The organism is Sphingomonas swuensis, assembly GCF_039538045.1.
Classification (GTDB): Bacteria; Pseudomonadota; Alphaproteobacteria; order Sphingomonadales; family Sphingomonadaceae; genus Sphingomicrobium; species Sphingomicrobium swuense.
Genome location: NZ_BAABBQ010000001.1, coordinates 211,617 through 237,246, shown reverse-complemented (window position 1 = coordinate 237,246; position 25,630 = coordinate 211,617). Strand labels below are relative to the sequence as shown.

Annotated in this window: 26 protein-coding genes; 11 read left to right on the top strand and 15 right to left on the bottom strand. The window is 68.6% G+C overall.

All coding sequences use genetic code 11. From position 1 onward, the window contains the following. Positions 1-31: 31 nt before the first annotated feature. Genes ABD727_RS01235 through ABD727_RS01225 form a run of 3 tightly spaced genes read left to right on the top strand, consistent with a single transcriptional unit; the run spans position 32 to position 2,292 of the window. Positions 32-493 (top strand): RidA family protein, encoded by a 462-nt coding sequence (locus tag ABD727_RS01235; protein WP_344705575.1) that lies wholly within the window; start codon positions 32-34, stop codon positions 491-493. Then, complete coding sequence (locus tag ABD727_RS01230) at positions 474-1,178, top strand: glycerophosphodiester phosphodiesterase family protein (protein ID WP_344705574.1); 705 nt, start codon at positions 474-476, stop codon at positions 1,176-1,178. The genes ABD727_RS01235 and ABD727_RS01230 overlap by 20 nt, the downstream gene beginning before the upstream one ends. Next, positions 1,165-2,292, top strand: coding sequence for a GNAT family N-acetyltransferase (locus ABD727_RS01225; protein WP_344705573.1), 1,128 nt, complete (start codon positions 1,165-1,167; stop codon positions 2,290-2,292). Before ABD727_RS01230 ends, ABD727_RS01225 begins: the two co-directional genes overlap by 14 nt. A 79-nt stretch (positions 2,293-2,371) precedes the next feature. Here ABD727_RS01225 and ABD727_RS01220 read toward each other — a convergent pair whose 3' ends face one another. Beyond that, complete coding sequence (locus tag ABD727_RS01220; protein WP_344705572.1) at positions 2,372-3,232, bottom strand: cold-shock protein; 861 nt, start codon at positions 3,230-3,232, stop codon at positions 2,372-2,374. 203 nt (positions 3,233-3,435) lie between these two features. On the opposite strand from ABD727_RS01220, the gene ABD727_RS01215 reads away from it, so the two are divergent. The 5 genes from ABD727_RS01215 to rpoN are packed head-to-tail and all read left to right on the top strand — an operon-like array spanning position 3,436 to position 7,556. Beyond that, positions 3,436-4,056 carry a ribonuclease D gene (locus tag ABD727_RS01215; RefSeq protein ID WP_344705571.1) on the top strand — a complete coding sequence of 207 codons (621 nt, stop codon included), beginning with the start codon at positions 3,436-3,438 and terminating at the stop codon, positions 4,054-4,056. After that, positions 4,056-4,781 carry an LPS export ABC transporter periplasmic protein LptC gene (lptC, locus tag ABD727_RS01210; protein ID WP_344705570.1) on the top strand — a complete coding sequence of 242 codons (726 nt, stop codon included), beginning with the start codon at positions 4,056-4,058 and terminating at the stop codon, positions 4,779-4,781. The genes ABD727_RS01215 and lptC overlap by 1 nt, the downstream gene beginning before the upstream one ends. 5 nt (positions 4,782-4,786) lie before the next feature. After that, on the top strand, positions 4,787-5,326 hold the full coding sequence (locus ABD727_RS01205; protein ID WP_344705569.1) for an LptA/OstA family protein: 540 nt from the start codon (positions 4,787-4,789) through the stop codon (positions 5,324-5,326). Positions 5,327-5,331: 5 nt separating this feature from the next. After that, complete coding sequence (gene lptB / locus ABD727_RS01200; protein ID WP_344705568.1) at positions 5,332-6,108, top strand: LPS export ABC transporter ATP-binding protein; 777 nt, start codon at positions 5,332-5,334, stop codon at positions 6,106-6,108. A 17-nt stretch (positions 6,109-6,125) separates the two neighbouring features. Beyond that, positions 6,126-7,556 (top strand): RNA polymerase factor sigma-54, encoded by a 1,431-nt coding sequence (rpoN, locus tag ABD727_RS01195; RefSeq protein ID WP_344705567.1) that lies wholly within the window; start codon positions 6,126-6,128, stop codon positions 7,554-7,556. Here rpoN and ABD727_RS01190 read toward each other — a convergent pair. The 7 genes from ABD727_RS01190 to ABD727_RS01160 all read right to left on the bottom strand — a co-directional run bounded on the left by ABD727_RS01190 (position 7,553) and on the right by ABD727_RS01160 (position 15,750). Continuing rightward, the gene (locus tag ABD727_RS01190; RefSeq protein ID WP_344707997.1) at positions 7,553-8,311 is read right to left on the bottom strand and encodes an endonuclease/exonuclease/phosphatase family protein; all 759 of its coding nucleotides are present in this window, start codon (positions 8,309-8,311) and stop codon (positions 7,553-7,555) included. The two genes, rpoN and ABD727_RS01190, sit on opposite strands and share 4 nt — an antisense overlap. A 48-nt stretch (positions 8,312-8,359) precedes the next feature. Further along, a complete protein-coding gene (gene gyrB, locus ABD727_RS01185; RefSeq protein ID WP_344705566.1) occupies positions 8,360-10,867 on the bottom strand; it encodes a DNA topoisomerase (ATP-hydrolyzing) subunit B in 2,508 nt (835 codons plus the stop codon). A 139-nt stretch (positions 10,868-11,006) separates the two neighbouring features. Then, the gene (locus ABD727_RS01180) at positions 11,007-12,548 is read right to left on the bottom strand and encodes a DEAD/DEAH box helicase (protein WP_344705564.1); all 1,542 of its coding nucleotides are present in this window, start codon (positions 12,546-12,548) and stop codon (positions 11,007-11,009) included. A gap of 191 nt (positions 12,549-12,739) precedes the next feature. Continuing rightward, entirely contained in the window at positions 12,740-13,852 is a 1,113-nt protein-coding gene (locus ABD727_RS01175) for a DNA replication/repair protein RecF (RefSeq protein WP_344705563.1), read from the bottom strand. 1 nt (position 13,853) lies between these two features. Beyond that, entirely contained in the window at positions 13,854-14,831 is a 978-nt protein-coding gene (locus ABD727_RS01170) for a septation protein IspZ (RefSeq protein WP_344705562.1), read from the bottom strand. 43 nt (positions 14,832-14,874) lie between these two features. Then, positions 14,875-15,408: a J domain-containing protein gene (locus ABD727_RS01165; protein WP_344705561.1), complete on the bottom strand. Its 534-nt coding sequence runs from the start codon at positions 15,406-15,408 to the stop codon at positions 14,875-14,877. A gap of 99 nt (positions 15,409-15,507) precedes the next feature. Further along, the gene (locus tag ABD727_RS01160) at positions 15,508-15,750 is read right to left on the bottom strand and encodes a hypothetical protein (protein ID WP_344705560.1); all 243 of its coding nucleotides are present in this window, start codon (positions 15,748-15,750) and stop codon (positions 15,508-15,510) included. A gap of 68 nt (positions 15,751-15,818) precedes the next feature. Between ABD727_RS01160 and ABD727_RS01155 the strand changes: the two genes are divergently transcribed. After that, a complete protein-coding gene (locus ABD727_RS01155) occupies positions 15,819-16,130 on the top strand; it encodes a hypothetical protein (RefSeq protein WP_344705559.1) in 312 nt (103 codons plus the stop codon). A gap of 70 nt (positions 16,131-16,200) precedes the next feature. On the opposite strand, the gene ABD727_RS01150 is transcribed toward ABD727_RS01155, so the two are convergent. Continuing rightward, a complete protein-coding gene (locus tag ABD727_RS01150) occupies positions 16,201-16,395 on the bottom strand; it encodes a hypothetical protein (protein ID WP_344705558.1) in 195 nt (64 codons plus the stop codon). Positions 16,396-16,535: 140 nt separating this feature from the next. Between ABD727_RS01150 and ABD727_RS01145 the strand changes: the two genes are divergently transcribed. After that, positions 16,536-16,925: a hypothetical protein gene (locus ABD727_RS01145; protein ID WP_344705557.1), complete on the top strand. Its 390-nt coding sequence runs from the start codon at positions 16,536-16,538 to the stop codon at positions 16,923-16,925. Positions 16,926-16,974: 49 nt separating this feature from the next. On the opposite strand, the gene ABD727_RS01140 is transcribed toward ABD727_RS01145, so the two are convergent. Continuing rightward, entirely contained in the window at positions 16,975-17,175 is a 201-nt protein-coding gene (locus tag ABD727_RS01140) for a hypothetical protein (RefSeq protein ID WP_344705556.1), read from the bottom strand. 243 nt (positions 17,176-17,418) lie between these two features. Here ABD727_RS01140 and ABD727_RS01135 point away from each other — a divergent pair, with 243 nt between their 5' ends. Continuing rightward, a complete protein-coding gene (locus tag ABD727_RS01135) occupies positions 17,419-18,453 on the top strand; it encodes an alpha/beta hydrolase (RefSeq protein WP_344705555.1) in 1,035 nt (344 codons plus the stop codon). Between the two features lie 52 nt (positions 18,454-18,505). On the opposite strand, the gene dnaN is transcribed toward ABD727_RS01135, so the two are convergent. The 5 genes from dnaN to ABD727_RS01110 form a co-directional block, all read right to left on the bottom strand. Next, positions 18,506-19,609: a DNA polymerase III subunit beta gene (dnaN, locus tag ABD727_RS01130; protein WP_344705554.1), complete on the bottom strand. Its 1,104-nt coding sequence runs from the start codon at positions 19,607-19,609 to the stop codon at positions 18,506-18,508. A gap of 168 nt (positions 19,610-19,777) precedes the next feature. Next, positions 19,778-22,240 (bottom strand): ATP-binding protein, encoded by a 2,463-nt coding sequence (locus ABD727_RS01125; RefSeq protein ID WP_344705553.1) that lies wholly within the window; start codon positions 22,238-22,240, stop codon positions 19,778-19,780. Positions 22,241-22,394: 154 nt separating this feature from the next. Then, positions 22,395-22,973 carry a fasciclin domain-containing protein gene (locus tag ABD727_RS01120; protein WP_344705552.1) on the bottom strand — a complete coding sequence of 193 codons (579 nt, stop codon included), beginning with the start codon at positions 22,971-22,973 and terminating at the stop codon, positions 22,395-22,397. Further along, a complete protein-coding gene (locus ABD727_RS01115; protein WP_344705551.1) occupies positions 22,973-24,157 on the bottom strand; it encodes a hypothetical protein in 1,185 nt (394 codons plus the stop codon). The genes ABD727_RS01120 and ABD727_RS01115 overlap by 1 nt, the downstream gene beginning before the upstream one ends. Positions 24,158-24,278: 121 nt before the next feature. Continuing rightward, positions 24,279-25,547, bottom strand: coding sequence for a spinster family MFS transporter (locus ABD727_RS01110; RefSeq protein WP_344705550.1), 1,269 nt, complete (start codon positions 25,545-25,547; stop codon positions 24,279-24,281). Between the last annotated feature and the right edge of the window lie 83 nt (positions 25,548-25,630).

The window sequence follows — 25,630 nt, the reverse complement described above, 5'->3', positions numbered from 1 at the left end:
CTTGCCGCCTGAAGAAGCCACTCGCGCCGCCATGAGCATCGACCAGCGTCTCGCCGAACTCGGCATCACCCTTCCCCAGCCTGCAGCTCCGGTCGCGTCCTACGTGCCCGCGGTGCTGACCGGAAACCTGCTCCACATCTCGGGCCAGATCAGCTTCGCCGAGGACGGCAGCCTGATCACCGGCCGGCTTGGAGACGGTGTCTCGCTGGAAGAGGGCCAGGCGGCGGCGCGTCGCTGCGGGCTGATGCTGGTGGCGCAGATCAAGGCGGCGGTCGGCTCGCTCGACCGGGTCAGCCGGATCGTGAAGCTCGGCGTGTTCGTCAATTCGGCGGGCGACTTCACCGACCAGCCCAAGGTCGCCAACGGCGCTTCCGACCTCATGTTCGACATCTTCGGCGAAGCGGGCCGCCACGCCCGCTCGGCGGTCGGCGTTCCGACCCTTCCGCTGGGGGTTGCCGTCGAGGTGGACGCGATTGTCGAGGTCCGCGACTGATCCGCTCGATCCGGGACCGGCGGGCTTTGCCCATCGCGGTCTGCACTCGGGCGACGATCCTCCCGAGAACTGCCTGAGCGCTTTCGCCGCCGCGATCGCGGCGGGCGCGGGGATCGAGTGCGATCTCCGGCTCACCCGCGACGACCGGATCGTCGTCTTCCACGATTCGGATGCGCTTCGGCTGTGTGCCGATCCCGCCGTGATCGGACGCTCGTCACTCGCCGAGCTAGGCGCGCTGCGGGTCGGCGGCGCGCCATTGCCGACCCTCGAGGGCCTGCTTCGGCTGGTCAGGGGCCAAGTCCCGCTGCTGCTTGAGGTAAAGGTCGAGCGCGACCTTTGGCGATGGCCCCCGGCACTCGCCAGCGCGCTTGCGGGCTACCACGGCCGCTTCGGCGTGATGAGCTTCGAGCCGCGGCTCATCCGGCTGGTGAAGAACAAGCTGCCCGGCTGGCGCCGCGGACTGGTAGTCGGAGACAAGTTGGGACCCGTCCGGCGCGCAATTGCGCTCCGCCTTGCCGAGCCCGACTTCCTTGCGGTCCAGCGCGGCACGGCTCAACGCGGATGGGTCGCCCGCGAGCGCCGGCGCAAGCCCGTCTACGCATGGACCGTCCGCACCGCCGAACAGCGCCGCACCCTTTCGGATCAGGTGGATGCACTTATCTGGGAGGGCGATGGCCGACCGTGACCCGCCCAGCATCCGAATCAGCGACTCGGTCGCGCAGATCGCCCCGGAGCAATGGGACGGCCTTGCCGAGGCGGCCGACCCCTTCCTTTCCCATGCCTTCCTGAGCCTGCTCGAGCGATCGGACAGCGTCGGCGAGGGCAGCGGCTGGAGCCCGCTCCCCTTGCTGGTCGAGCAGGACGGCAAGGTCGTCGCCGGCGCGCCGGCCTATCTGAAGAGCCACAGCCAGGGCGAATATGTATTCGACCAGGGCTGGGCCGACGCCTGGGAGCGCGCCGGCGGCGACTATTACCCAAAGCTGCAGATCGCGGTGCCCTTCACCCCGGTGGTCGGGCGTCGGCTGCTCGGCTCGGCGCCGGAACTGGTGCTTGCCGGGGCCGAGGCGGTGGTCCGCCAGAACGACCTCTCTTCCGCCCATGTCACCTTCCTCGATGAGGCCGAGGCCGAGCTGGCGAAGTCGCGCGGATGGCTGGTGCGCCACGGGATCCAATATCATTGGCGCGATCGCGGCTACGGCACCTTCGATGATTTCCTCGCCGCGCTGTCGAGCCGCAAGCGCAAGGCGATGCGCAAGGAGCGCGAGGCGGCCCGCGCCGGCCTGACCTTCCGCCACCTGCGCGGACGCGAGGTCGGCGCTTCCGAGATGGACGCCATGTGGGGGTTCTACCAGGACACCGGCAGCCGCAAGTGGGGCCGCCCCTATCTCACGCGCGCCTTCTTCGATTCCGCGGTGGAGTCGCTCGGCGACCAGCTACTGCTGTTCCTCGCCGAGCGCGACGGACGTCCGATCGCCGGAGCGCTCAACTGGGTCGGCGACGACACGCTCTACGGCCGATACTGGGGCTGCTCGGAGGAGGTGCCGTTCCTCCACTTCGAGCTCTGTTACTATCAGTCGATCGAGTGGGCGATCGCCAACGGCCGGTCGACGGTGCAGGCCGGTGCGCAGGGCGAGCACAAGCTGGCGCGGGGCTACGAGCCGGTGCGGACCCACAGCGTCCACTTCATCCCGCATCCGGGCTTCCGCGATGCGGTGGCGCGCTTCCTCGTCGACGAGCAGGCGATGGTCGCCGCCGAGCTCGAGGCGCTCGCGGCTGAGCTTCCATTCCGCAAGGAGTAGTTCGCGGACAAAGAAAAAGACCCGCCAGGATCGCTCCCGGCGGGCCTTCTGCCCCTCGCTGACGACGCGAGTGTCTGGTTTAGCCCTGGAGGGGGCTCAGGTTGACCGCGGCATGCTTGCCACGACGGTCGACCTCGAGTTCGAACTCGAGCCGGTCGCCCTCGTTCAACGAGGTCATTCCGGCCCGCTCGACCGCCGAGATGTGGACAAAGGCGTCCGGCTGTCCGTCATCGCGCTGGATGAAGCCGAAGCCCTTCATCGCGTTGAAGAACTTGACCGTTCCCGAAGCCTTCTCGCCGGTCAGCTGGCGCTGCGGCGCTGCTTCCGCGGCGCGCTCGACCGCGATCGGCTCGCCGTCGATGCGCAGGTTGGTCGCCGAGACGCGGCCACCGCGGTCCACGAGCGTGAACTCGAGCGGCTGGCCGTCGGCGAGGTCGGTGAGACCCGCCTGCTCGACCGCCGAGATGTGGACGAACACGTCCTCACCGCCGTCGTCGCGGACGATGAAGCCGAAGCCCTTCTGCGGGTTGAAGAATTTGACGATGCCCTTGCCTTCGCCGACGACCTGCGGGGGCATTCCGCCACCAGCGCCGCCGCCGCGAAAGCCGCCACCGCCGCCACCGCCGCCGAAGCGACCGCCGCCGCCACCGCCGAAGCGATCGCCGCCACCACCGCCGCCGCCGTAGCCGCCGCCACCGCCGCCGCGATAGCCACCGCCACCGCCACCGCCGTAGCCGCCGCCACCACCGCCACCGCGATAGCCACCGCCGCCGCCGCCGAATCGGTCACCGCCACCGAAGCCGCCGCCACCGCCGCCGAAATCACCGCCGCCGCCAAAGCCGCCACCGCCGAAATCGCCGCCACCGCCGCCGCCGAAATCACCCTTGCTGTCGCGTCCGCGACCGCCGCGGTCGCCCTTACGCCCTCGATCGTAACCCATGCCCGTGCAAACTTCCTCGAACCCTGATTCTCTTCAAACCAACGCGCTGGGCTCAACGGCGCAACCGGTCACGAACATGGCCTTGCGGACATGCTTCCGTTGCGGACCTTACAGGAAAAAACCGGCACTCACTAGCCGTTTGTCTCGCCTGCAAGGTCAGGACCGGTTAAGCGGGCGCGAGCTTAAGGACCTTCGCTGACACCATGGCCATTCATTTCCACGAAGAAGACCTGCCCGGAACCGACCTGTTTGCACCGGGGCCGATCGCGGTCGACACCGAAGCCATGGGGCTCCACCCGGGTCGCGACCGGCTATGCCTGGTGCAGCTGTCGGACGGTGGCGGCGACGAGCATCTGGTCCGATTCTCGCCCGGGAGCGACTATGCCGCGCCCAACCTCAAGGCGCTGCTGGGCGATCCGGACCGCCTCAAGCTCTACCATTTCGCGCGCTTCGACATCGCGATCATGCGCCACTACCTCGGGATCATGGCGGCGCCGCTCTACTGCACCCGCACCGCCTCGCGGCTGATCCGCACCTACACCGACCGCCATGGCCTAAAGGAACTGGTCAAGGAGCTGCTCGGCACCGACCTCAACAAGCAGCAGCAGACCAGCGACTGGGGCGGACCCGAGCTTAACGACGCGCAGCGCGACTATGCCGCGAGCGATGTCCGCTACCTCCATGCGCTGAAGGAGCGCCTCGACCTTCGCCTTGCCCGCGAGGGGCGGACCGCGCTCGCCCAGGCCTGCTTCGACTTCCTTCCTGCCCGCGCCGAGCTCGATCTCGCCGGCTGGCCGGAAGAGGATATCTTCGCACACAGCTGATGAGCGAAGCCGCCAACATCCAGCGGACACGCAACCAGCAATGGGCCGAGCCCGGAAGCCGTCACGACAAGTTCGTGCGAACGCTGAAGATCGCCCTTCCCTCAGCCGTCGGCGTCGTCGCCGCGGTGTTCCTGACTCTCCCGCTGACCAAGCAGGCCGAGGTCAGCTTCATCCTCGACAAGAAGGACGTCAGCCGGGCCGAGGAGCGGATGAAGATCGAATCGGCCCGCTACACCGGGACCGACGACAAGGGGCAGCCGTTCGAACTGACCGCCAACAGCGCGATCCAGCAGACCAGCGACGTGCCGGTAGTCGACGTCCAGGGAATGCGCGCAAGGCTCGGCCTCGCCCAGGGGCCGGCGACCATCCAGGCGCTGCAGGGTCGCTACGACCTCGACAAGCAGAGCGTGCTGGTCAGCGGACCGGTCCGGGTAAGCGGCCCCGAGGGCGAGCAGTTGCTGACGCGTGACGTGCTGCTCGACCTCAAGGCGCGGCAGGTCCGCAGCACCGGGCGGATCAGCGGCCGGCTCCCGACCGGAACCTTCGATGCGAGCAGCCTCTCGGCGGATCTCGGCACCCGGCAGGTCGCGCTGAACGGCGGAGTGAGCGGCCAGCTCAAGCTCGGCACCTTCCAGGCGGGCCGGATGCGCGCGGACCTCGAGAAGCGGATTGTGGTGCTCGATGGGCGTGCGCGGTTGAAAATCAGCCCCGGGACGGTCAGATGAGCCGCATGGGGTTTCCTCGCATCATCGCCGCAGCACTCGCGCTCGCCACCATGACGGTGGGCGGGGTCGCGATCGCGCAGACCCAGGGCGGCCCGATCTCGGCATTGAAGGGGCATGACAGCAATGCCCCGATCAATGTCGAAAGCGACCGGATCGAAGTGCAGGACCGGGCCGACCGGGCGATCTTCGCCGGCAACGTCCAGGTCCGCCAGGCCGAGCTCAGCCTCTCGGCCGAGCGGCTGACCCTCGCCTACACCAACAGCGGCAAGCTGGAGATCGACCGTCTCGATGCCAGCGGCGGCGTGGTGGTGCGCTCGCCGTCCGAGACCGCGCGTGGCCAGTTCGGGGTCTACGACATCAACCGCCGGCTGATCACGCTGGTGGGCGGAGTCCGGCTCGAGCGCGGCGAATCGAGCATTTCGGGCGGACGGCTGACGATCGACCTCGAAAGCGGCCGGGCGGTGGTCGATGGCGGCCCCGTCGGTGCCGGCGAGCGCGGCGGCCGGGTCAGCGGGCGGTTCACCGTTCCGCAGCGCGGCCGCTGAAACCCATGAACGAGGCCAGCAGCATCGAACGGCCGGGCCCCGGCTCCGGCACCGATGTCATGCGCGGCCTCGCCGTCTGCAGCCTCGCCAAGAGCTACGACAAGCGCCAGGTGCTGCACGACGTCAGCCTCGAGGTGCATCGCGGCGAGGTCGTCGGACTGCTCGGCCCCAATGGTGCCGGCAAGACCACCTGCTTCTATTCGGTGATGGGGCTGGTCAAGCCGGACGCCGGGCGGATCATGCTCGACGGTCGCGACATCACCCGGCTTCCGATGTACCGCCGGGCGATCCTCGGCCTCGGCTATCTGCCGCAGGAAACCAGCATCTTCCGCGGCCTGACGGTCGAGCAGAACATCATGGCGGTGCTCGAAGTCGCCGAGCCTGACCGCGACGCGCGCCACGCGCGGCTGGAGAAACTGCTCGGCGAGTTCGGACTGACCGGCCTTCGCGCGTCGCCCGCCATGGCGCTGTCGGGTGGCGAGCGGCGTCGCTGCGAGATCGCCCGGGCGCTCGCCGCCGACCCCAAGATCATGCTCCTCGACGAGCCTTTCGCCGGCATCGATCCGATCTCGATCGGCGACATCCGCGACCTCGTGAAGGAACTGAAGGGCCGCGACATCGGGGTCCTCATCACCGACCATAATGTGCGGGAAACGCTGGACATCGTCGACCGCGCCTGCATCATCTACGACGGACAGGTGCTGTTCGCCGGGACTCCGGAAGCACTGGTCGCGGACCAGGACGTTCGCCGGCTGTATCTCGGCGAGAGTTTCGAACTGTAAGGGCGTAGAGCGACATCATGGGATTGGGTCCGGGACTTCAGCTCCGCGCAGCCCAGTCGCTGGTGATGAGCCAGCAGCTGCAGCAGGCGATCAAGCTGCTCCAGCTGACCAATCTCGAAGTCGAGGCGGCGATCGCCGAGGAGCTCGCCCGCAATCCCCTGCTCGAGGCCGGCACCGGCGACGTCGTGATCCGCGAGGATGTCGAGTTCGGCGACGAGGCAGCCGAGCCTAAGGGCGCCGACCAGCTCGGCGGCAAGGGCGACGAGGCGCTCGATCGCGACTGGACCGAGGCCGCGGCCGAGACCGACGCTTCATACGAGATCGGCGGCTCCGACGACGAGGGTTTCGACTTCGACCGGCTGTCTTCCTGCGAGACCGCGCTCTGCGAGCATCTCATGGGGCAATTGCACGGCGCTGGCGGCGCGGCGGGGCGAGCGGCCGAGGCGATCGTCCACGAGCTCGAGGAGACCGGCTGGCTGACCACCTCGCTCAAGGACATCGGCGAAGCGCTCGAGCTGCCCCTCAAGGACGTCCAGGCCGGGCTCCGGCTGGTCCAGGCCTGTGACCCGCCGGGTGTCGGAGCGCGCGACCTGTCCGAATGCCTCGCCCTGCAGGCCCGGGCCGCCGACCGCTACGATCCCGCGATGGCGCGGCTCATCAGCAACCTCGACCTCCTCGCCCGCGGGCAGATGGCCGCCTTGAAGCGGATCTGCGGGGTCGACGACGAAGACCTTGCCGACATGGTGCGCGAACTTCGCGCCTATGACCCCAAGCCGGGCTGCCGCTTCGCCCCCGAGCCCGCCACCACCGCCGAACCCGACGTGTTGGTGCGCCGGACGGCGAACGGCTTTGCGGTCGAACTCAATCCCGCCACCCTGCCCCGCGTGCTGGTCAACCGCCGCTACCATGCCGAGCTCAAGGCCTCGGCCAAGGACAAGCGCAGCCGGGCCTGGCTGTCCGAACATTATCAGAGCGCGTCCTGGCTGGTCCGCGCGCTCGACCAGCGCGCCCGCACCATCGTCCGGATCGTCGGCGAGATCATCACCCACCAGGAAGGCTTCTTCCGCGAGGGGGTGCGCGCCCTTCGCCCCCTTACCATGACCCGCGTCGCCGAGGCGGTCGAGATGCACGAGAGCACCGTCAGCCGGGTCGCCTCGGCCAAGACCCTGCTGTGCGAGCATGGCCTCTTCGAGCTGCGCTACTTCTTCTCGAGCGGAGTCGCCGCGGACGATGGCGAGGGCGCGTCGGCGGAGGCGGTCAAGGCGGCGATCGGCAAGCTGGTCGCGGCCGAGACCGAGGTTCTGAGCGACGACGCATTGGTCGACCTGCTCAAGGAGCAGGGCTTCGTGCTCGCCCGGCGAACCGTCGCCAAGTATCGCGAGGCGATGGGGATCGGCTCCAGTGTCCAGCGCCGACGCCAGCGCGCGATCCAGGGCAAGGCCGCCTAGAAGCCGACCCTCGCCCAGATCGGCAGATGGTCGCTGGCAAGCCGGGCATGGGCACTGTGGTGCACCCCGGCCGCCTCGATCCGCAGCTCCTTGTCGACGATGATTCGGTCGAGCACCGCCACCGGCCGCCGGGCATGGAAGCTCGGACCCGTCGGGGCGATGCGGAAATCGCCGTCGAGGTCCCTCAGGCAGCCCGCCGCGGCACGCCACTCGTTGGTGTCGCCCATCAGCACCGTCGGCATCTTGTGCGGGCGCGCTCGCACCGCCGCGAGGATCGCCTGCATCTGCCGGCGGCGCCACAGGCCGCTGAGGTCGAGGTGGAGCCCGACCACCCGGATCGGCCGGTCGCCGACCAGCAGCTCGGCCAGCACCGCCCCACGCGGCTCGAGCGTCGGAAGCTGCAGCGCGGCGACGTCGAGCACGCCGACATGGCTCTTCACCAGGATCGCGTTGCCGTGCCAGCCGATGTTGCGCGTATCGACCTTGAGGAATTCGTCGACCCGCGCCGAGACCGTCGGCATCGCGTCGAACATGCGCCGGTTCTTCACGCCCAGCGGCACCGGGCGATAGGGCGAATGTGCCTCGAACAGCTCGTGCGGCACCGCCGAGGCGCGCCCGCCCGTCCGACGATCGGCCTCCTGGAGCGCGACGATGTCCGCCCCGATCTCTTCGAGCACGTGGAGCACGCGATGCGGATCGCGGCGCCGGTCGGTGCCGAGCGCCTTTCGCATGTTGTAGCTCGCGAGGGTGACGATTGGTGCGCTCACTGGAATCCCTAAAGCGCTCGCCCGGAGAGCCGTTCCCTAGACGTCCAGATTGGCCACGCTCAGCGCGTTGTCCTGGATGAACTCGCGGCGCGGTTCGACGACCTCGCCCATCAGGCGCGAGAAGATCTCGTCGGCGACGTCGGCCTGGCCGACCTCGACCCGCAGCAGCGAGCGGTTCGCCGGATCGAGCGTCGTCTCCCACAACTGCTCGGCGTTCATCTCGCCCAGCCCCTTGTAGCGCTGGATCGACAGCCCCTTGCGGCCGGCCCCGAGCACCGCGTCGAGCAGTTCGCTAGGACGGGTGATGCTCGCGGGCTTGCCCTTGGTGTCGGCGGCGGCCTGCTCGGCAGCCTCCTCGCCCTCGCCCGGTCCGACGGTCGGCTCGGCCTCGACCGCGGTGCCCTTCTTCATGGTGCGAAGCGTCGAGGGTCGCGCATAGGTGTCGCGCTGCTCGCCGGCCAGCGTGTGGAGCTTGCGCGCCTCGGCCGAGGTGATGAAGCTCGGCTCGACGATGGTGACATCGGTCACCCCGCGCCACAGGCGGCGGAGGAGATAGCCGCCCTCGGTCGCGAGTTCGCCCGACCACTTGCCTTCGGGATCGCCGAGCTGGAGCCAGTCGGAGACCTTGCCGATCGCCTCGCGGCGCCCGCCTTCGCTCAGCTCGGGATCGAGCGCGCCGGCCAGCGCCAGCGCCTCGAGCAGCGCGGGGTCGTACTTCTTGGGAGCATAGCGGAGCAGGGTCCGCATCCGACGCGCATGGTCGACGAGGCTCTTGAGGTCGGCGCCCTGGCGGACTTCGCCCGAGCTCTCGAGCTGAAGCCCCTCGAGCCCGGCGTCGACCAGATAGTCGTCGAGCTGGGCGTCGTCCTTGAGGTAGACCTCCGAGCGGCCGCGCGCGACCTTGTAGAGCGGCGGCTGGGCGATCAGCAGGTGCCCGGCCTCGATCAGCTCGGGCATCTGGCGGTAGAAGAAGGTCAGCAGCAGGGTGCGGATGTGCGCGCCGTCGACGTCGGCGTCGGTCATGATCACGATCTTGTGATAGCGCAGCTTGGAAAGGTTGAACTCCTCGCGGCCGATCCCCGTGCCGAGCGCCTGGATGATCGTCCCGATCTCGCGGCTCGACAGCATCCGGTCGAAGCGCGCCCGCTCGACGTTGAGCAGCTTGCCGCGCAGCGGAAGGATCGCCTGGTTCTGGCGGTTGCGGCCCTGCTTGGCCGAGCCACCGGCCGAATCGCCCTCGACGAGGAACAGTTCGGACAAGGCCGGATCGCGCTCCTGGCAGTCGGCGAGCTTGCCCGGCAGCGAGGCGATATCCATCACCCCTTTGCGGCGGGTCAGCTCGCGGGCGCGCTTGGCGGCCTCGCGGGCGGCGGCGGCATCGATGATCTTCTGGATGATCGCGCGCGCGTTGACCGGATTCTCCTCGAGCCACTCGGTCATCTTGTCGCTCATCAGCGCTTCCAGCGGCTGGCGCACTTCGGAGGAGACCAGCTTGTCCTTGGTCTGGCTCGAGAATTTGGGATCGGGCAGCTTGACCGAGACGATCGCGGTCAGGCCTTCGCGCATGTCGTCGCCGGTGAGGGTGACCTTCTCCTTCTTCAGCATGCCGGACTTCTCGGCATAGCCGTTGACGGTGCGGGTCAGCGCCGCGCGGAAGGCCGCCAGGTGGGTGCCGCCGTCGTGCTGCGGGATGTTGTTGGTGAACGGAAGGACGTTCTCATAATAGCTGTCGTTCCACTCGAGCGCGACGTCGATGCCGATTCCGTCGCGCACCGCCGAGATGGCGATGGGATCGGGGAAGAGCGGCGTCTTGGCGCGGTCGAGATACTTCACGAAGGCCGCGATGCCGCCTTCGTAGAAGAGCTCGACTTCCTTGCGCTCCTCGTGCCGCGCGTCGGCGAGGACGAGCCGCACGCCCGAGTTGAGGAAGGCGAGCTCGCGATAGCGATGCTCGAGCTTCTCGAAGTCGAAGTCGGTGATCTTGAAGGTCGCGGGCGACGGCAGGAAGGTGACCTGCGTCCCCTTCTTGCCTTCGGGCGCGGGGCCGACGACCTTCAGGGGGGCGACGGCATCGCCGTGGGCGAAGCGCATGTAATGCTCCTGCCCGTCGCGCCAGATGGTGAGGTCGAGGAATTCGCTGAGCGCGTTCACCACCGACACGCCGACGCCGTGGAGGCCGCCCGACACCTTGTAGGCATTGTCGTCGCTGGTGTTCTCGAACTTACCGCCGGCGTGGAGCTGGGTCATGATGACCTCGGCCGCGGACACCCCTTCCTCGGCGTGGATCCCGGTCGGGATGCCGCGCCCGTTGTCCTCGACCGTGACCGAACCGTCGGGGTTAAGCTGGATCAGGATCCGGTCGCAATGGCCGGCGAGCGCCTCGTCGATGGCGTTGTCGCTGACCTCGAATACCATGTGGTGCAGGCCCGAGCCGTCGTCGGTGTCGCCGATGTACATGCCGGGCCGCTTGCGCACCGCGTCGAGGCCCTTGAGGACCTTGATGCTGTCGGCGCCGTAGGAGTTCTGGTTCGCTTCTTCTGCCATGGAAAACCTATAGCGGAGTGGCCCCGGAAGTCACGTGCGCGTGCGTATGCGCGCGTGAGGGCAGCCCCGGCCGAAACGACGAGGGCCGGGACCTTGGAAGATCCCGGCCCCGGCCGTTAACATCGTCGATGGGTGAGGCTTAGCCGGCGCGGCGCTGACCGCCGTTACCGCCGCCGTTGCCGGGACCGCGGCGACGCTGGCCGCCACCCGGACGGCCGCCGCCAGCACCACCGCTCGCACCACCGGCCGGACGCTGCCCGCCGTGTCGCTGCTGCTGCTGGCCGCCCGAGGGCGCCTGCGGGCGCGCAGGATTGCCGACCGGGCCGCGGCTCGCACCGGGAACGCCGCGCATCGAGCGACCGCCCTCGCGCGGACCGCTGCGATCCTCGGGCATGTCGGCGCGCGGATCATTGCGCGGCAGGCCGTAGCGCTGCGGGTCGCGCGGATGGCCCCGGGCGCCACTCTCGTTGCGGCGGTTGCGCTGGTTCTGCTGCGGCTCGCGCTTGGGTTCGGGCTTGAGGCGCTTCAGCGCCTCGACGGCCTGCATGAAGCCCTGCGGAAGCGCTTCCTCGGTCAGCTTCTGGCGGGTCAGCTTCTCGATGTCCTTGAGGTAGGGCCGCTCCTCGCGGTCGCAGTAGCCGATCGCGATCCCGTCCGCCCCGGCGCGCGCGGTGCGGCCGATCCGGTGGACATATTGCTCGGGCACGTTCGGCAGGTCGTAATTGACGACGTGGCTGACGCCCGGGATGTCGATCCCGCGCGCCGCGATGTCGGTCGCGACCAGGATCGGGACGCTGCCGTCGCGGAACGCTTCGAGCGCCTTCTCGCGCTGCGGCTGGCTCTTGTTGCCGTGGATCGCGTTGGCGGCGATCCCCGAGGCGCCGAGCATCCGGACGATCTTGTCGGCGCCATGCTTGGTCCGGCTGAACACCAGAGTCCGCTCGACGTCCTTGCCGTTCTGGAAGAACAGGGTGAGGAGCGCGGTCTTCTCGGCCTGGTTGACGAAGGTGACCCGCTGCTCGACCCGCTCGGCGGTGGTGGCGACCGGGGTCACCGCGACCTCGGCCGGGTTCTTCAGATATTCGTCGGCGAGCTGCTTGATCGTCTTCGGCATGGTCGCCGAGAAGAACAGCGTCTGGCGCTTGGCCGGGATGATCTTCACGATCTTGCGGAGCGCGTGGATGAAGCCGAGGTCGAGCATCTGGTCGGCCTCGTCGAGCACCAGGATCTCGAGCTCGCGAAGGTTGATCGCGCGCTGGTCTACGAGATCGAGCAGGCGGCCGGGGGTCGCGACCAGCACGTCGAGGCCGCGCTGAACGGTGCGAAGGCTCTTGGCGTTGGCAACGCCGCCGAAGATCACGCCGACGGTGGTCTTGAGCTGAGCGCCATAGGCCTCGGCGTTTGCGGCGATCTGGCTTGCGAGCTCACGCGTCGGGGCGAGCACCAGCATGCGGATCTGGCCCGGCTTGAGGAAGGCCGGACGATTGGCGGCGAGCCGCTGCAGCGAAGGCGCCATGAAGGCCGCGGTCTTGCCGGTGCCGGTCTGGGCGATGCCGAGCAGGTCGCGTCCGTCGAGGACGTAGGGAATGGCCTGCGCCTGGATCGGCGAGGGAACGGTGTAATTCTTCGCGGCAAGCGCGTTGAGAAGGGGCGTCGAAAGCCCGAGTTGTTCGAAATTCATCTGTATATCCAACGTGGTGCGCCCGACCGCGAAGGACCGCGGTCAGGAGCTGGGTTGCTCAAGAACCCCGCGTGACGTGGAGAACTTATTGGGTGAACCGAGACGCGGGCCGGCGCCCGAAGGCTGCCGATCACGCCGCTTTGTGGCGTCTCGCTGCGGGCCATATAGGTGAAGACCCCGCTCTTGTCCACTCAGGCCCGGCCGACGTGCACCATGGTCGCGTCTCCGACCCCCTCGAACAGCGCCGCCTCGGTCGCCGTCATCCACACCTGCCCGCGCCCCTCGAGCCGCTCGAACAGTGCGGCGCGGCGGCCGGGATCGAGATGCGCCGCGACCTCGTCGAGCAGCAGCAAGGGCGGCGCTCCGCGGCGCGCGGCAACGAGATCGGCGTGGGCGAGGACGAGGCCGAGAAGCAGCGCCTTCTGCTCCCCGGTCGAGCAGCGCGCCGCGGGCTGGGCCTTGGCGGCGTGGGTCACCAGCAGATCCTGCCGGTGCGGCCCCTCGGTCGCCCGCCCGGCCGCCGCGTCACGCCCGCGATTGGCCCGGAGCGTCGCGGCAAGGTCGCGGCCCTCGCCGCCGTCGAGCGCGATCGTCGCCTTTGCGAAGCGGTCGTCGGGGGTCGCGACCAGCCGCTCGGCCAGCCCCGCCACCGTCCGGCCACGCGCCGCGGCGAGCTCCTCGCCATGCTCGGCCATCCCGGTCTCGAGCGCCGCCAGCCACTGCGGATCGGCGCCCTCGGGCTCGGCCAGCAGCTTGTTGCGGGCGCGCATCGCGGCATCGTAGCGGGCGGCATGGTGGGCGTGCCCGGGCTCGAGCGCCAGCACCAGCCGGTCGAGGAAGCGACGACGGTCGCTTGCCGGCCCGGTGAAAAGCCGGTCCATCGCCGGGGTCAGCCAGACCACCGCCAGCCACTCGGCGAGGCTGTTCACCGCCGCCGCCGCCGAGTTGATCCGGACGACCCGCCGCTCGGGCGCGGTGGCCAGCGTGCCGGTGCCGATGACACTCCCCTTCTCGCTTGCGGGAAGGGGTTGGAGAGAGGGCATGTCGCTATCGCCCAACCCTTCCCGCGAGCGGGAGGGGAGAAGCTCGGCGCTCACGCCCCATCCGCCCGGCCCGTCGCTCCGCGCCATCTCGCCGAGCGCGCTTCCGCGCAGGCCTCGCCCCGGGGCGAGCATCGACACCGCCTCGAGGATGTTGGTCTTGCCCGCGCCATTCTCGCCGTGGAGGCAGACGAACCCCGGCCCGGGCCGGAGCTCGAGCCCGGCATGGTTGCGAAAGTCGGTCAGGGTCAGCCGGGCGAGCACCTCAGGCGGTGACGGCAGGCCGCCCGGAGCGCGCCCAGTGCATCGCCCAGATCACCAGTCCCATGCTCAGCGGAAGATCGAGGAAGGTGGTGTAGAACAGCCAGGCGTCGGTCGAGAGCAGCTTGACCGCCACCCAGTTGCCGCCCGCCATCGCCGCCGCGACCAGCCCCATGGCGATCGCCAGCCGGCGCTCGTCCACGTCGGTGAAGGCAAGGTAGCGGTTGACCCCGGCGCCGAGCTTCCGGCCATTCAGCACAAGCCCGTCGAACAGGAAGCAGCCCGCTCCGATCAGCCCGATGATGGTCGAGCGCTGCTTGATGATCTCCTCGTCGTCGAAGGCGATCGCGAAGCCTGCCGAAAGCAGTAGCATGAACACGCCGAACAGCATCATCCCGCCGACGAGGTCGACCCTGACGAAGCGCTGAATCACCACCAGCGACAGGCCGACCGCCGCCCCGACCAGCGCGGCGGTCTTGAGGTCGGTCAGCTTGGCGACGACGAAGAACAGGATGCCGGTGGCGATGTCGACCGCGATCGGCACCTTGTTGCGGGCCAGCTTGCCGGGATCATAGGCCGCCTGCCCCGCCTGGTTGCGGTCGGTCAGCGCCTTGGCGAAGCGCTCGGGGAAGGCGATCCGGCGGCCGGGATGGCTTTCATGGACCAGCGCTCCGTCGAGCCGGGCTGCGATGCCCACGCTCCCGATGCTGATGTAGCCCGCCTCGACCACCAGTACGCGACCGTCGGGCAGGGTGGCGGCAAGCCGGTGGTTGCGCACCGCTTCGGCGCCATGCGCGGGAGTAGCGTCCTCCGCGACGAAGCTTCCGTCGACCCACAGCGAGCTGAACAGCCCGGTCGTTCGGGCATCGACCAGCACCATGCACTCGTGGTCGAGGCCGAGGCGGAATGGCCGCTTGTAGAGCCACATGCGGGTGCCGCTGGGCGAAGCGGGGACGGCGTCGGGACTGGTCGGATGGCTCATTTCGCCCCATCGTTAAGCAGAGACGGCCCGGCTCTTCCAGTCGCTACCGCTTCGGGGCGGAGGGAACGCACTTGGTGCCGACCGCAACCTCCGTTGCCTCGCAGCGCGGAGGGTCGGGCTCCGCCTGGGGCGGGATCCCGACCATCGTCACCGGCGGCGGGGGAAGCGGAATCGGCGGCGGCGTCGCCGAGGTCAGCGCGAAGATCACCGCGGTCAGCACGGAGGCGAGTCCGAGGCTGATCCGGCTCCATTTCTTGGGCAGGGGATCGGGTTCGATCGGGCGATAGACGTGGTGCGGCTGCCAGTTCGACCGTCGCGGGGCCGCGGAGGCGCCGGCGGTGAAGGTGGGCGCCTCGCTGCCCTTGCTCCGCTGCCGGTCGTAGGCCGCGCGCTTGTCCGGATCGCCGAGGCAGTCGTAGGCCTCGTTGATCTCGGTCGCCCGGGCCGCGGCGTCGTCCGACGGGTTCACGTCCGGATGGTGGCGGCGCATGAGGTTGCGATAGGCCATCCGGATCGCCCCGCTCTCGGCCTCGGGCGCGACGCCGAGGACGGCGTAATAGTCGGCGGCAGCCTGCACGGTGCGGGAATAGCCTGCCCGCTCAAGGGGTTCAACGGGGCCGATGGACCGTCAGGCAGACGCGGTTCGAAAGCCGCGAGCCCGGTCGAAGGCGGGTCGTCAGCGCTCGCCTTCTCTGCGCCTGATCAGGTGCCGAATGCCAAGCCCCGCCGCACCCGCGATGAGGAGCGTCGGCACAAGAACCATGAGCAGGAAACCCCTCCGGCAGGCTGCATCGGGAGCGCAGTCGCCGAGGGCATCGAGCAGGACCAGAAACGCAAACAGCGGAACGCCCACCACCATGGCCACGCCGCAACCCCATCGGTCGGCCCGGTCGAGGCCCCCTTCGTACCGCTCACTCATGCAAGGAGGGTAGCGGTGGCAAGGAAGTCCGCAATGGGTGGGAAGCGGACATTGCTAATCTATGCGCGATGGCGATGATGAATCGACCGGACAGCGAGGTTTCTATGAGAATTTACAAAGCTGCAATGCGACATGCGTCGATGACCTTGTTCATCGTTAGCTTCGTGATTTTTCTGATTGGCTTCGGCCAAGCGCTGCTCGCCCTCAAGAATACGAGTGGGAACTCCGGCCTTGTTATGGGTGAACCCATAAGCGAGCGGGTTGAGCATCTTCTCCTATTCGTTACCGGGACTTTCGCTGCCCTCACATCCGCTGCCCTCCCCTTCATGGGCGCGGTCGCAATTGAGCGCTGGGACCGGCGCAATCAACCAGAAGCATGACGCAGCCTCCTGTCGCCGGAATGTCCGCTTAGTTCGCGAGCGGACTGTCTGCTGTGGGTGGAAAGCGGGCCTAAACGTTGCGGTTCATATCCTGCTGCCGCCACCTAAAAACGGCACTCCAAAGTGTGAGGCACAGGAGAGCGCCCGTGACCCAGAAGAAGTAGTTATCCAACCCATTGATGCCACTGAAATGAAGAATTGTCAGGGTGAAGCCTGAACCAGCGGCGAAGGTGAGTAATCTCTCAACGATAGCCTTGGTATTCATCGTGGACGCTCCAGCTGGAAGCCAGGTCACCGGATGGTGCTCTTTGCATCCGGTGCGGAGACTACCGTACACAATTCAATGCCCGCAACGGGTGGAAAGCGGACATTGACGCTGAATTAGCGGCGGTTACACCTGAGGTCATGCTGAGAACCGGCATTTTAGCAGCAGGCGTGTTGGTTCTGAGCGGGTGCTCGGATGGGTGCTCGAACAGCATAATCAACCGCGCAGATGCTCCAGACGGGCTACATAGCGCCGTCTTGTTCCAGCGAGATTGTGGCGCGACCACCGGCTTCTCAACTCAAGTCTCGGTGGTCGAGCACGGAGACCAGCCGACCGGGGGCGGCAACACCTTTCGCGCTGACGACGATCATGGTGCAGCCGTAGCCGGTAAATGGGGCGGCCCGTGGGCAGAGGTCAAATGGCTTGCGCCAGACCATTTGCTCATAAGCTACGCGGCCAAGTCACGCCTGTTCGAGCAAGACGATGAGGTTTCGGGGGTCAGGATTAGCTACCAGCAAGTGACCCGCTGAATGCCCGCAATGGGTAAAACCGGACTGTCCGCTTTGGGTGGGAAGCGGACTAAGCCGCGCTTTGCCTCTTGGCCTTTCTGCTCTGCCAGAGTGAGAGTCCAAGACTTATAACAACGAAGAGGAGTGCCCCGTCGCGAAGCTCATCGAGCAAGTCGCCGTCGGTTCTTAACCCGCGAAGGTAGAACACGGCGATCATCAACCCGACCGCAACCCCAGCCAGAGCTACCCGGATGCGGTCAAGCGTGAGCATCGTTTCTCCTAAAGAGCTGGTCCAAGCACCGTAGGCATTACTGGCCAATGTCCGCAATGGGTCGAAAGCGGACATTGAGCTCGGATGCCCGCCACGGTTCGAAGGGAGACAGCCGCCGCTCCTGGTGCTGGTTCGAGCCAGAGCCGACCGCCAAAAGGGGATGGTCAAGCGAAACGGGATCGTGCCTGATGGCTCCCGTCGTCCCACTTTCCTGGGCTTGAGCCGTGGAGCTTTCCATCAATGATGAGTGCCTTGTCACTGGCGCTGGCCGCCCTCGCTCCGTCCGGGACCGGAGCCCCCGCCCCCTTCACCGAGCGCAAGTTGGAAGTGGCGCAGGGTCGATCCCTGTTCCTGCGCTGCGCCGGTGAAGGTCCCGTCACCGTGTTGTTCGATTCGGGTGGAAGCGACTGGTCGATCGTCTGGACCGCGCTCCAGCAGCGGATCGCGGGCCGGGCGAGGGCCTGCGCCTACGACCGCGCCGGGCTCGGCAGGAGCGATCCGGCGCCAGGGCCGCGCACGCCCTTCGCGATCGCCAGCGACCTTCACGCAATGATCGACGGGGCCGGCTTCAGGCAGCCGGTCGTGCTGGTCGGCCATTCGCTCGGCGGCTTCCACGTCAAGCTGGCCGCCGCACTCTTCCCGCAGGACGTCGCCGGGCTGGTGCTGCTCGACCCGAGCGAGGAACGGAGCTGGGAGCGGACCCGCGGGCCGCTAGGCGCGAAGCATGGCGTCGCCAATGCCGCCAGGGCCGAGCTGGCCGACCGCAGCTTCTTTCCGGCGCTGGTGGAGAAATATCGTGGCTGCGCGGAGCGGGCGAAGGCGGCGGGTGGGCTCGATCCGGCGGCGCCCGACTGGCGGCGCTGCGCCGACCCCGACCGGCCGGCGCTCGGGGACGAGGCCAATGCCGAACGGCGGCGGATCCATTCGACCCCGACCTACCAGGCGGCGCAATATTCGGAGATCGCCTGGTGCGTCTATGCCGACCCGTCAGCCGACGGCGTCTACGCCAGGCTGTTCCGGCCGGGGATGCTGGGCAACAAGCCGGTCGCGGTGCTGACCCACCAGGAAGAACAATCGGACGACCCGGTCGACCGGGTGAATGCCGAGCAGGGCCTGCTGCTCCACCGCGAGACGGCGGCGCTGTCGCGGCGCGGCACCCATCGGCTGGTCACGGGCTCGGGCCACTACATCCAGCTCGACCAGCCCGAGGTGGCGGCGCGCGCGATCCTCGCGGTGGTGGAGAAGGTCGGGCGCCAGCCGGCACCACCACGCAATTGAGCGGGCGACGTCCTCCCCGACCCGGCCGCGCCGGGCAGGGAAGGACGGGAAATCAGACCCGCATCGGCATCAGCACGTAGAGCGCCGCCGACTTGTCGTTCTCGCGAAGCAGGGTCGGGGCGGCGGCGTCGGCGAGGTGGACCTCGACCGTATCGCCGTCGATCTCGCCGAGGATGTCGAGGAGATAGCGCGCGTTGAACCCGATCTCGAGCCCGTCGGAGCTGTAGTCGGCGGCGAGTTCCTCGGTGGCGAGGCCATTCTCCGGGCTGGTCACCGAGAGGGTGACGCGGTCGCGGTCGAGGCTGATCTTGACCGCGCGGGTCTTCTCGCTGGCGATGGTCGCGACGCGGTCGACGCCCGCTTTGAAGCTGGCCGGATCGAGCTTGAGCAGCTTGTCGTTGGCGGTCGGGATCACCCGGTTGTAGTCGGGGAAGCTGCCGTCGATCAGCTTGCTGGTCAGCACCGCATGGCCGAGCACGAAGCGGATCTTGGTCGAGGACAGCGACACCTCGACCGTGCCCTCGACCTCGTCGAGCAGCTTGCGCAGCTCGCCGACGCACTTCTTCGGCACGATCACGTCGGGCATTCCGTCGGCGCCCTCGGGCTTGGCGACGGTGACCCGCGCCAGCCGGTGGCCGTCGGTCGCGGCCGCCTTGAGCATGTCGTCGGCGACGTGGAGGAAGATGCCCATCAGATAGTAGCGGGTCTCTTCCGACGAGATGGCGAAACGGGTCTTGTCGATGATCTGGCGAAGCGTCGCCGCGGGTAGCTCGAAGCGGTGCGGAAGTTCGCCCTCGGCGATCACCGGAAAGTCGTCGCGCGGAAGGGTCGAGAGGTTGAAGCGCGCGCGCCCGGCGACGACCTGCATCTTGCCGTCGGCGGCGGTCAGCTCGACCTGGCTGCCCTCGGGCAGCTTGCGGACGATGTCGAAGAAGGTGTGGGCCGAGACGGTGGTCGCGCCGGCGGTGGCGACGTTGGCGGCGACGCTCTCGTCGACCTGAAGGTCGAGGTCGGTCGCCATCAGCCGAAGCGAGCCGTCCTCGCGCGCGTCGAGCAGCACGTTGGACAGGATCGGGATGGTGTTGCGGCGCTCGACCACCGACTGGACGTGGCTGAGGCTCTTGAGGAGGGTGGCCCGTTCGATGGTCGCCTTCATGTGACTGGTCTGCCCTTTTGCCCCGGAGCCGGCGTCGGCCTTCATGGCCCCGCTCGGCGGTTGTTGGCCTGCCGTTATAGCGGGGGAAGAGAGCGGTGGAAGAGGCCTCGGAGCGCCTTTCGCGCATGCCTTCCCGCGCGGTCCCGGCCGAACCCGACGCGGTGCTGCTCAGCCATTGACGGCAAGCGCCCGATCGGCCTGCGCACGCGCACCGATCGCCTCACGGGCCTCGTCGACCGCGACCATGAGCCGGCGCAGGACGGGGCCAAGGTCGGTTTGGCGATCGTCCTCGGCGGCGCGGACCGCTTCCTCGAGTTCCTCGGCGGCGGCGGCGACGACGCAGGCCCCGAGGTTGGCGGCGGCGCCCTTGAGGCTGTGGGCCTCGGCCCCGGCCCGGTCGAGCGCACGGTCGGCGAGCGCGTCGCGGATCGCTCGGGGCCGCTCCTCGAGCTCGGCGGACAGCAGGGCCAGCAGTCCGTCGAGCCGCGCCGGCCCGAGCAGCGCGCGAAGTTCGTCGAGGGTGGTTCCGTCGAGCGGGGGCGGAGCGCCGTCGCTTCGGGCCACGCAGGCCGATGCCGGCTCGCCGGGCGCGGCGAGACTGGCGAGGGCGGCGGCGAGCGCTCCGCTGTCGACCGGCTTGGTCAGCAGCAGGTTGACCCCCTGCTCGGCATAGAGCGAGCGCCGATCGCCCGTCGCGTCGGCGGTGAGCGCGATGATTGGGGTCGCCCGGTTCGGACCGTCGCCCGAGCGGATCCGGGCAGTCGCGGTCAGCCCGTCACAACGCGGCATCTGCATGTCCATCAGGACGAGGTCGAAGCGCCGCCGCCCGGCGAGCTCGACGGCGCTCTCCCCGTCGCCGGCGCAGGTGACCCGGTGGCCCATCCGCTTGAGCAATGCGGTGACCAGCAGCTGGTTGACCGGATTGTCCTCGGCGAGGAGCAGGTCGAGCGGACGCTCATTCGGCTGGGCGTCATCCATGTCGGAGGCTGCCCGTCGCGGCGTGGCGACCGGAAGGGTCAACGCGACGGTGAAGCTGCTTCCCTTGCCGATCGCCGAGCGGAGCGCGATCGTCCCGCCCATTCCGTCGACCAGGCGGCGGCAGATGGCGAGGCCGAGCCCGGTCCCGCCACGCCCCGCGGCGGAAGCGCCCTGCACGAACGGCTCGAACAGCTGCTCCTGGACGTCGGCCGGAATGCCCGCGCCCTTGTCCTCGACCGACAGCCGCAGCGCGACCCTCCCGCCCGCCCGCGGGCTGAGCGAACAGCGCAGCACGACCGCGCTCCGCTCGCTGAACTTGATCGCATTGCTGAGGAGGTTGCTGACCACCTGCTGGAGCCGCAGCGGATCGCCGCGAAGCCAGCGCGCGCCCGGTGCCGGGGCGACGATCCGAAGGTCGATGCCGCGCGCGCTCGCCGCGCGGTCGAACAGCCGAAGCGTGGCGAGCAGCGTCTGCCCGAGGTCGAACGGCTCGTCGGCGAAGTGCATCTGGCCGGCATCGACCTTGCTGAAGTCGAGCACGTCGTTGAGCACCTTCATCAGGAGGTCGGCCGACTGGCGCAGCGTGTCGAGGTAGAGCTTGCGTTCGGCCGGGGCGGGATTGTCGCACAGCAGTTCGATCATTCCGACCACCCCTGTCATCGGAGTCCTGATCTCGTGGCTCATGGTGGCGAGGAACTGCTTGCGGAACTCGGCCGCGCTGCGCGCCTCGGCGAGGGCGGCGACGAGGCGATGCTCGGACTCCAGCTTGTCGGTGATGTCGCTAATCACCCCGAACAGCGCCGGCGCGCGATCGTCGCTCCCGCGGCGCTGGATCCGCAGCTGCAGCGTCCGCTCTCCGCTCGCGCCCTCGCCTGCGCAGTGGACGATGCACTCGACCGGCTCGTCGCGGCGGAGCGCGAGGAGGAGCGCCCGGCGCAGGTCATTGCGGTCGCCTCCCTCGACGAGCGCCAGCGCCGCGCGCGGGGCGATGGTCAATTCCGACAGTCCGAGCATGGTCGCCGCCTCCGGCGAGAGCAGCAGCTCGCCGGCGTCGCTGTCGAACACCCAGTGGCCGAGCGAGGCGAGCTGTTCGGCCATCAGCAGCAGGCGGTTGGTCTCGCGCAGCCGGTTGGCGCTCTCTGCGGCGAGGAGTTCGGCGGTGCGGCGCTGGTGGATGTCGTGGAGGGTGGCGACGAGGGTCGTTCCGTCACGTTCCGGGTCCCGCGAATTCGCGAGCCGGACGTGCGCCTCCACCCAGCGATGCTGGCCGCAGGCGTGGCGGAGGCGAACGCAGGTCACGGCCTCGCCGTTGCGCAACGTCCGGTCAATCGCCGTTCGGAAGCGGGCACGGTCCTCTTCGTGGATGCTCTCGCTGACGGCCGTCCCTTCGAGCAGACGCGGGTCCACTCCGAGCAGGCGGTGCGCTGCTCCGGTGGCGAAGCGGGTCTCCCCATTGTCGGCGAGGCGGAGGACCAGGCCGCTGCTATGGTCGGCAAGCCAGCGATACTGCTCCTCGCTCAGCCTGAGGGCATCGCGGGTCCGCATCCATTCGGCGGCAAGGGCCACGACGAGCAGGACCGGCAGGAGCGCGCCCAGCAGGGCTGGGGCGGCGATCCCTCCCGCGGCAAGGCACAGGACGGACAGGACAAGCAAGCCGGACGCCGGCAAGAGGCGCATCATGCGCATGGGGGGAACTCACTCCAGCGATCCGGCCGCCGGTGTGTTCACTTCCTGTTCCCCAAGCGCCAGCAGGGTTGAGTCCGCTTCGGATCAACCCTGCTGCTTGCTGGAGAAAATGGTAGGTCCCTTACGGAGCAGCTTGCGCCGGTGCCGGGAGGACCGCGTCGATGGTGTGCACGACGCCGTTGCTCGCGATCCTCTCGCCGCCGACGATCATCGCGCCCTTGCCCGACGAATCGGCGATCTTCAGCCCGTTGCCCGAGCGGGTCACGGTCAACGGGTCGCCGGCCATGCTCGCAAGGGTCGCCTTGCCGCCACCGCTCTCGACCGCCCGGGTAAGGTCGGCGGCGAGGATGGTGCCGGGAAGGACGTGACGGCGCAGGAGGCCGGTCAGTTCGGCCTTGCCGGCCGGCTGCTGGAGCCGCTCGAGCGTCCCGGCCGGAAGCGCGTCGAGCGCCTGGCTGGTCGGTGCGAGCACCGTATAGGGCGTCTTGCCTTCGAACACCGGGGTCATTCCGGCCGCCGCGACCAGCGCGGTGAAGCGCGGGTCGGTGCCGAGGACGGCGGCAAGATTGCCTGCGGCCGGAGCGGCGGCATTGCTGCCCTCCGCCCCGCCGTTGGCAACGGCATTGTTGCCCTCACCCCCCTGCCCGCAAGCGGCGAGCAGGAGGGCGGTGGTGCCGAGTACGATCAGTCGGGCGCGCATCAGACCAGAGTCTCCACGATGGCCTGGACGATCCGGGTCGTCGGATCGACCTCGTAGATGTTGCCGTCGTTGTAGCGGTACCAATTGTCCTGGGTGTCCGCATACTGGTCACGATAGTCGTAAGGCACGTTGTAGACGTCGTAGCCGGTCGGGAGCGGCTGGCCGACCCCGAAGTCGCCCGCGAGAAGCGAGACGATGCTCTCGATCACGCCGCCCTGACGGTCGACCTGGTAGATCGCGCCGTCGCCGTAGCGATAGTAGTAGTCGTTATTGTCGGCGTACCACGGCTGATACTGCGCCGGCACATTGTAGTAGCCGAGATAGTCCTGCGGGTAGGCCGCGCCGACGTAATAGGAACCGCTGTAGTCGTTATACATCGGGAAGAAGCCGTCGACATAGTTGCGGTCGCGGTCGATCCGGTAGACGTAGTCGTCGTACGTCCGGTAGTAATAATCGTCATTGTCCGGATACCAGCTCTGGTAGAGCGGCGGCAGAAGGGCCGTGCCGAGGAAGGCCGGAACCGCGGCGCCGACATACTTCTTGGCCTGACCCGGGGGCAGACAGCCGTTGTTCTTCGCCGCGAGCCCCGGAGGGCAGCCGTCGACCAGCCCGGTCGTGCGGAACGCCGGCGAGTTGTAATAGTCGCGGTTGCGATCGACCTGGACCGTGCGGAAGCTGTTGCGATCGGCGACGCGGACATCGCGCAGGACCGTGCGGTCCCCGCCATTACCGCGGATCTCGCGCTGCTGGATCTCGCGACCCGCCTTGCCGCGCGGGCCGTTGTCACGAGCCTCGCGGATCGGACGACGATCGGCCTTCTGCATCTTCTGGGCCTTCTGCGGGCGCGCGTCGGCGACGTCGCGGCGCGAAGGACCGCGGACCTGCTGGCGCTCGGGACCACGCATCTGCTGGCGTTCGGCACGCTGCTGGCCACCGCCGCGCATGGCCTTCTGGCCACCGCCGCCGCCATTGCCGCGCTGGACCTGCTGGCCACCGCCGCCACCGCCGCCGCGCTGCATCTTGGGGCCGCCGCCATTGCCGCCGCCGCCGCCACCACGTTCGACCTTGGCCGGGACACCGCCGCCGCCCTTCGGGCCGCCGCCGCCATTACCCTTGCCTTGCGCCAGCGCAGGGCCGGCGATCGCGAGGGCCGCGGCCCCCGCGAGAATACTGATGTTCCTCATCGGAAACTCCTTTCGGAGCCGAACAACGGTTGGTTGCAGGCCCCGTTCCGGACCTCTCGGCTCTCACGCCTTATGCAGGAGTGGGCATGAACCGCGGATTTGTGCGCTTTGTTGCTTAGGTTCAGGCAGTCGCTGGAACGAAATCGCGGCTCAGGCGGCGGGCTCCGAGAAGCATCAGCAGCGCCGCGAGAATGTAGAGCAGGCTGGTCGCCATCGCCGAATAGCGCAGCGCTTCCTCGCCGAAGCGGACCGTCAGCGCGTCGGAGATGGCGCCGATCACCAGCGTGCCGAGGCCCAGCCCGACCAGATTGTTGATGAACAGGAACATTGCCGAGGCGGTGGCGCGCATCTCGGGCGGCACCAGCCGGGTGACGGCGGTGACCACCGGGCCGAGCCAGGTCAGTCCGAGCGCGGTCGGGATCAGGATGGCGATGGTGGTGATGACGATGTCGGTGGTCGCGAAGGCGATGAGGTAGGCCGGCGCCGTGATCGCGAAGGCGACCGCGGGCACCAGGGCATAGCCGCGCGGATGGGCGTTGCCGAGCCGGTCGCCGAGCAGTCCGCCAAACCAGATGCCGGCCGCTCCACCGACCAGCGCGACGGCGGCATAGAGGATCGAGCGATCGACGAGGTCGAGCCCGTAGCTGCGCGCCATGAAGCTCGGGATCCAGAAGGCGAGGCCGTAGGAGACAAGGCTGGCGGTGCCCGCGCCGAAGCTCAGATACCAGAAAGCGGGCTTGGCGGCGAGCGTCCGGAAGACAGTGCCGAAGCTCGCCGCCGCGGCCCGCGGGCCCTCGTCGCTGCGGCCGTGCCCGGGTTCGCGGACGATATATTTGAAGATCGGCGCGAACAGGATCCCGGCGAAGCCGATCGCGAGGAAGGCGAAGCGCCAGTCGACCTTGGCGGCGAGCAGTCCGCCGAACAGCACGCCGAGCGCCGAGCCGATCGGAATGCCGAGCGAGAAGATGGCGAGCGCACGCGCCCTCTTCTCGGGCGGGTAGAAATCGGAAATGAGGCTGTAGGCGGGAGCGACCCCGGCGGCCTCGCCGACCCCGACCCCCATCCGGGCCAGGAACAGCTGCCAGAAATTGGTCGCAAGGCCGCAAGCGGCGGTCATCAGGCTCCACAGGAACAGCCCGCTGGCGATGATCCAGCTGCGGTCGCGGCGGTCGGCCAGCATGGCCAGCGGAATGGCGAGGCAGGTGTAGAAAAGGGCGAAGGCGGTGCCGCCCATCCAGCCGAGCTCGCTGTCGGTCAGCCCGAGGTCGAGCTTAATCGGCTCGGCGAGGATCCCGATGATCTGGCGATCGACGAAATTGAGCGTGTAGCAGACCACCAGCGCAATCATCATGGCGGTGCGATTGCGCACCGTTTGGGCTTCGGCCTGCATGCCATTCTCCTCTTGAGGCCCGACGCTAGACAGCAAAAAGGGGCGACGCCAGTGGCGACCGCCCCTTTGGCTGACCGCTTCGC

Coding starts and splice junctions, on each gene's coding strand:
- ABD727_RS01170 (WP_344705562.1), bottom strand. CDS start 14,831: ATGAGCCATCCGACCAGTCCCGACGCCGTCCCCGCTTCGCCCAGCGGC.
- ABD727_RS01235 (WP_344705575.1), top strand. CDS start 32: ATGAGCATCGACCAGCGTCTCGCCGAACTCGGCATCACCCTTCCCCAG.
- ABD727_RS01160 (WP_344705560.1), bottom strand. CDS start 15,750: ATGAGTGAGCGGTACGAAGGGGGCCTCGACCGGGCCGACCGATGGGGT.
- ABD727_RS01115 (WP_344705551.1), bottom strand. CDS start 24,157: ATGAGGAACATCAGTATTCTCGCGGGGGCCGCGGCCCTCGCGATCGCC.
- ABD727_RS01150 (WP_344705558.1), bottom strand. CDS start 16,395: ATGAATACCAAGGCTATCGTTGAGAGATTACTCACCTTCGCCGCTGGT.
- ABD727_RS01180 (WP_344705564.1), bottom strand. CDS start 12,548: ATGAATTTCGAACAACTCGGGCTTTCGACGCCCCTTCTCAACGCGCTT.
- dnaN (WP_344705554.1), bottom strand. CDS start 19,609: ATGAAGGCGACCATCGAACGGGCCACCCTCCTCAAGAGCCTCAGCCAC.
- ABD727_RS01215 (WP_344705571.1), top strand. CDS start 3,436: ATGGCCATTCATTTCCACGAAGAAGACCTGCCCGGAACCGACCTGTTT.
- gyrB (WP_344705566.1), bottom strand. CDS start 10,867: ATGGCAGAAGAAGCGAACCAGAACTCCTACGGCGCCGACAGCATCAAG.
- ABD727_RS01110 (WP_344705550.1), bottom strand. CDS start 25,547: ATGCAGGCCGAAGCCCAAACGGTGCGCAATCGCACCGCCATGATGATT.
- ABD727_RS01205 (WP_344705569.1), top strand. CDS start 4,787: ATGGGGTTTCCTCGCATCATCGCCGCAGCACTCGCGCTCGCCACCATG.
- rpoN (WP_344705567.1), top strand. CDS start 6,126: ATGGGATTGGGTCCGGGACTTCAGCTCCGCGCAGCCCAGTCGCTGGTG.
- ABD727_RS01140 (WP_344705556.1), bottom strand. CDS start 17,175: ATGCTCACGCTTGACCGCATCCGGGTAGCTCTGGCTGGGGTTGCGGTC.
- ABD727_RS01145 (WP_344705557.1), top strand. CDS start 16,536: ATGCTGAGAACCGGCATTTTAGCAGCAGGCGTGTTGGTTCTGAGCGGG.
- lptB (WP_344705568.1), top strand. CDS start 5,332: ATGAACGAGGCCAGCAGCATCGAACGGCCGGGCCCCGGCTCCGGCACC.
- ABD727_RS01135 (WP_344705555.1), top strand. CDS start 17,419: ATGAGTGCCTTGTCACTGGCGCTGGCCGCCCTCGCTCCGTCCGGGACC.
- ABD727_RS01225 (WP_344705573.1), top strand. CDS start 1,165: ATGGCCGACCGTGACCCGCCCAGCATCCGAATCAGCGACTCGGTCGCG.
- lptC (WP_344705570.1), top strand. CDS start 4,056: ATGAGCGAAGCCGCCAACATCCAGCGGACACGCAACCAGCAATGGGCC.
- ABD727_RS01120 (WP_344705552.1), bottom strand. CDS start 22,973: ATGCGCGCCCGACTGATCGTACTCGGCACCACCGCCCTCCTGCTCGCC.
- ABD727_RS01155 (WP_344705559.1), top strand. CDS start 15,819: ATGGCGATGATGAATCGACCGGACAGCGAGGTTTCTATGAGAATTTAC.
- ABD727_RS01220 (WP_344705572.1), bottom strand. CDS start 3,232: ATGGGTTACGATCGAGGGCGTAAGGGCGACCGCGGCGGTCGCGGACGC.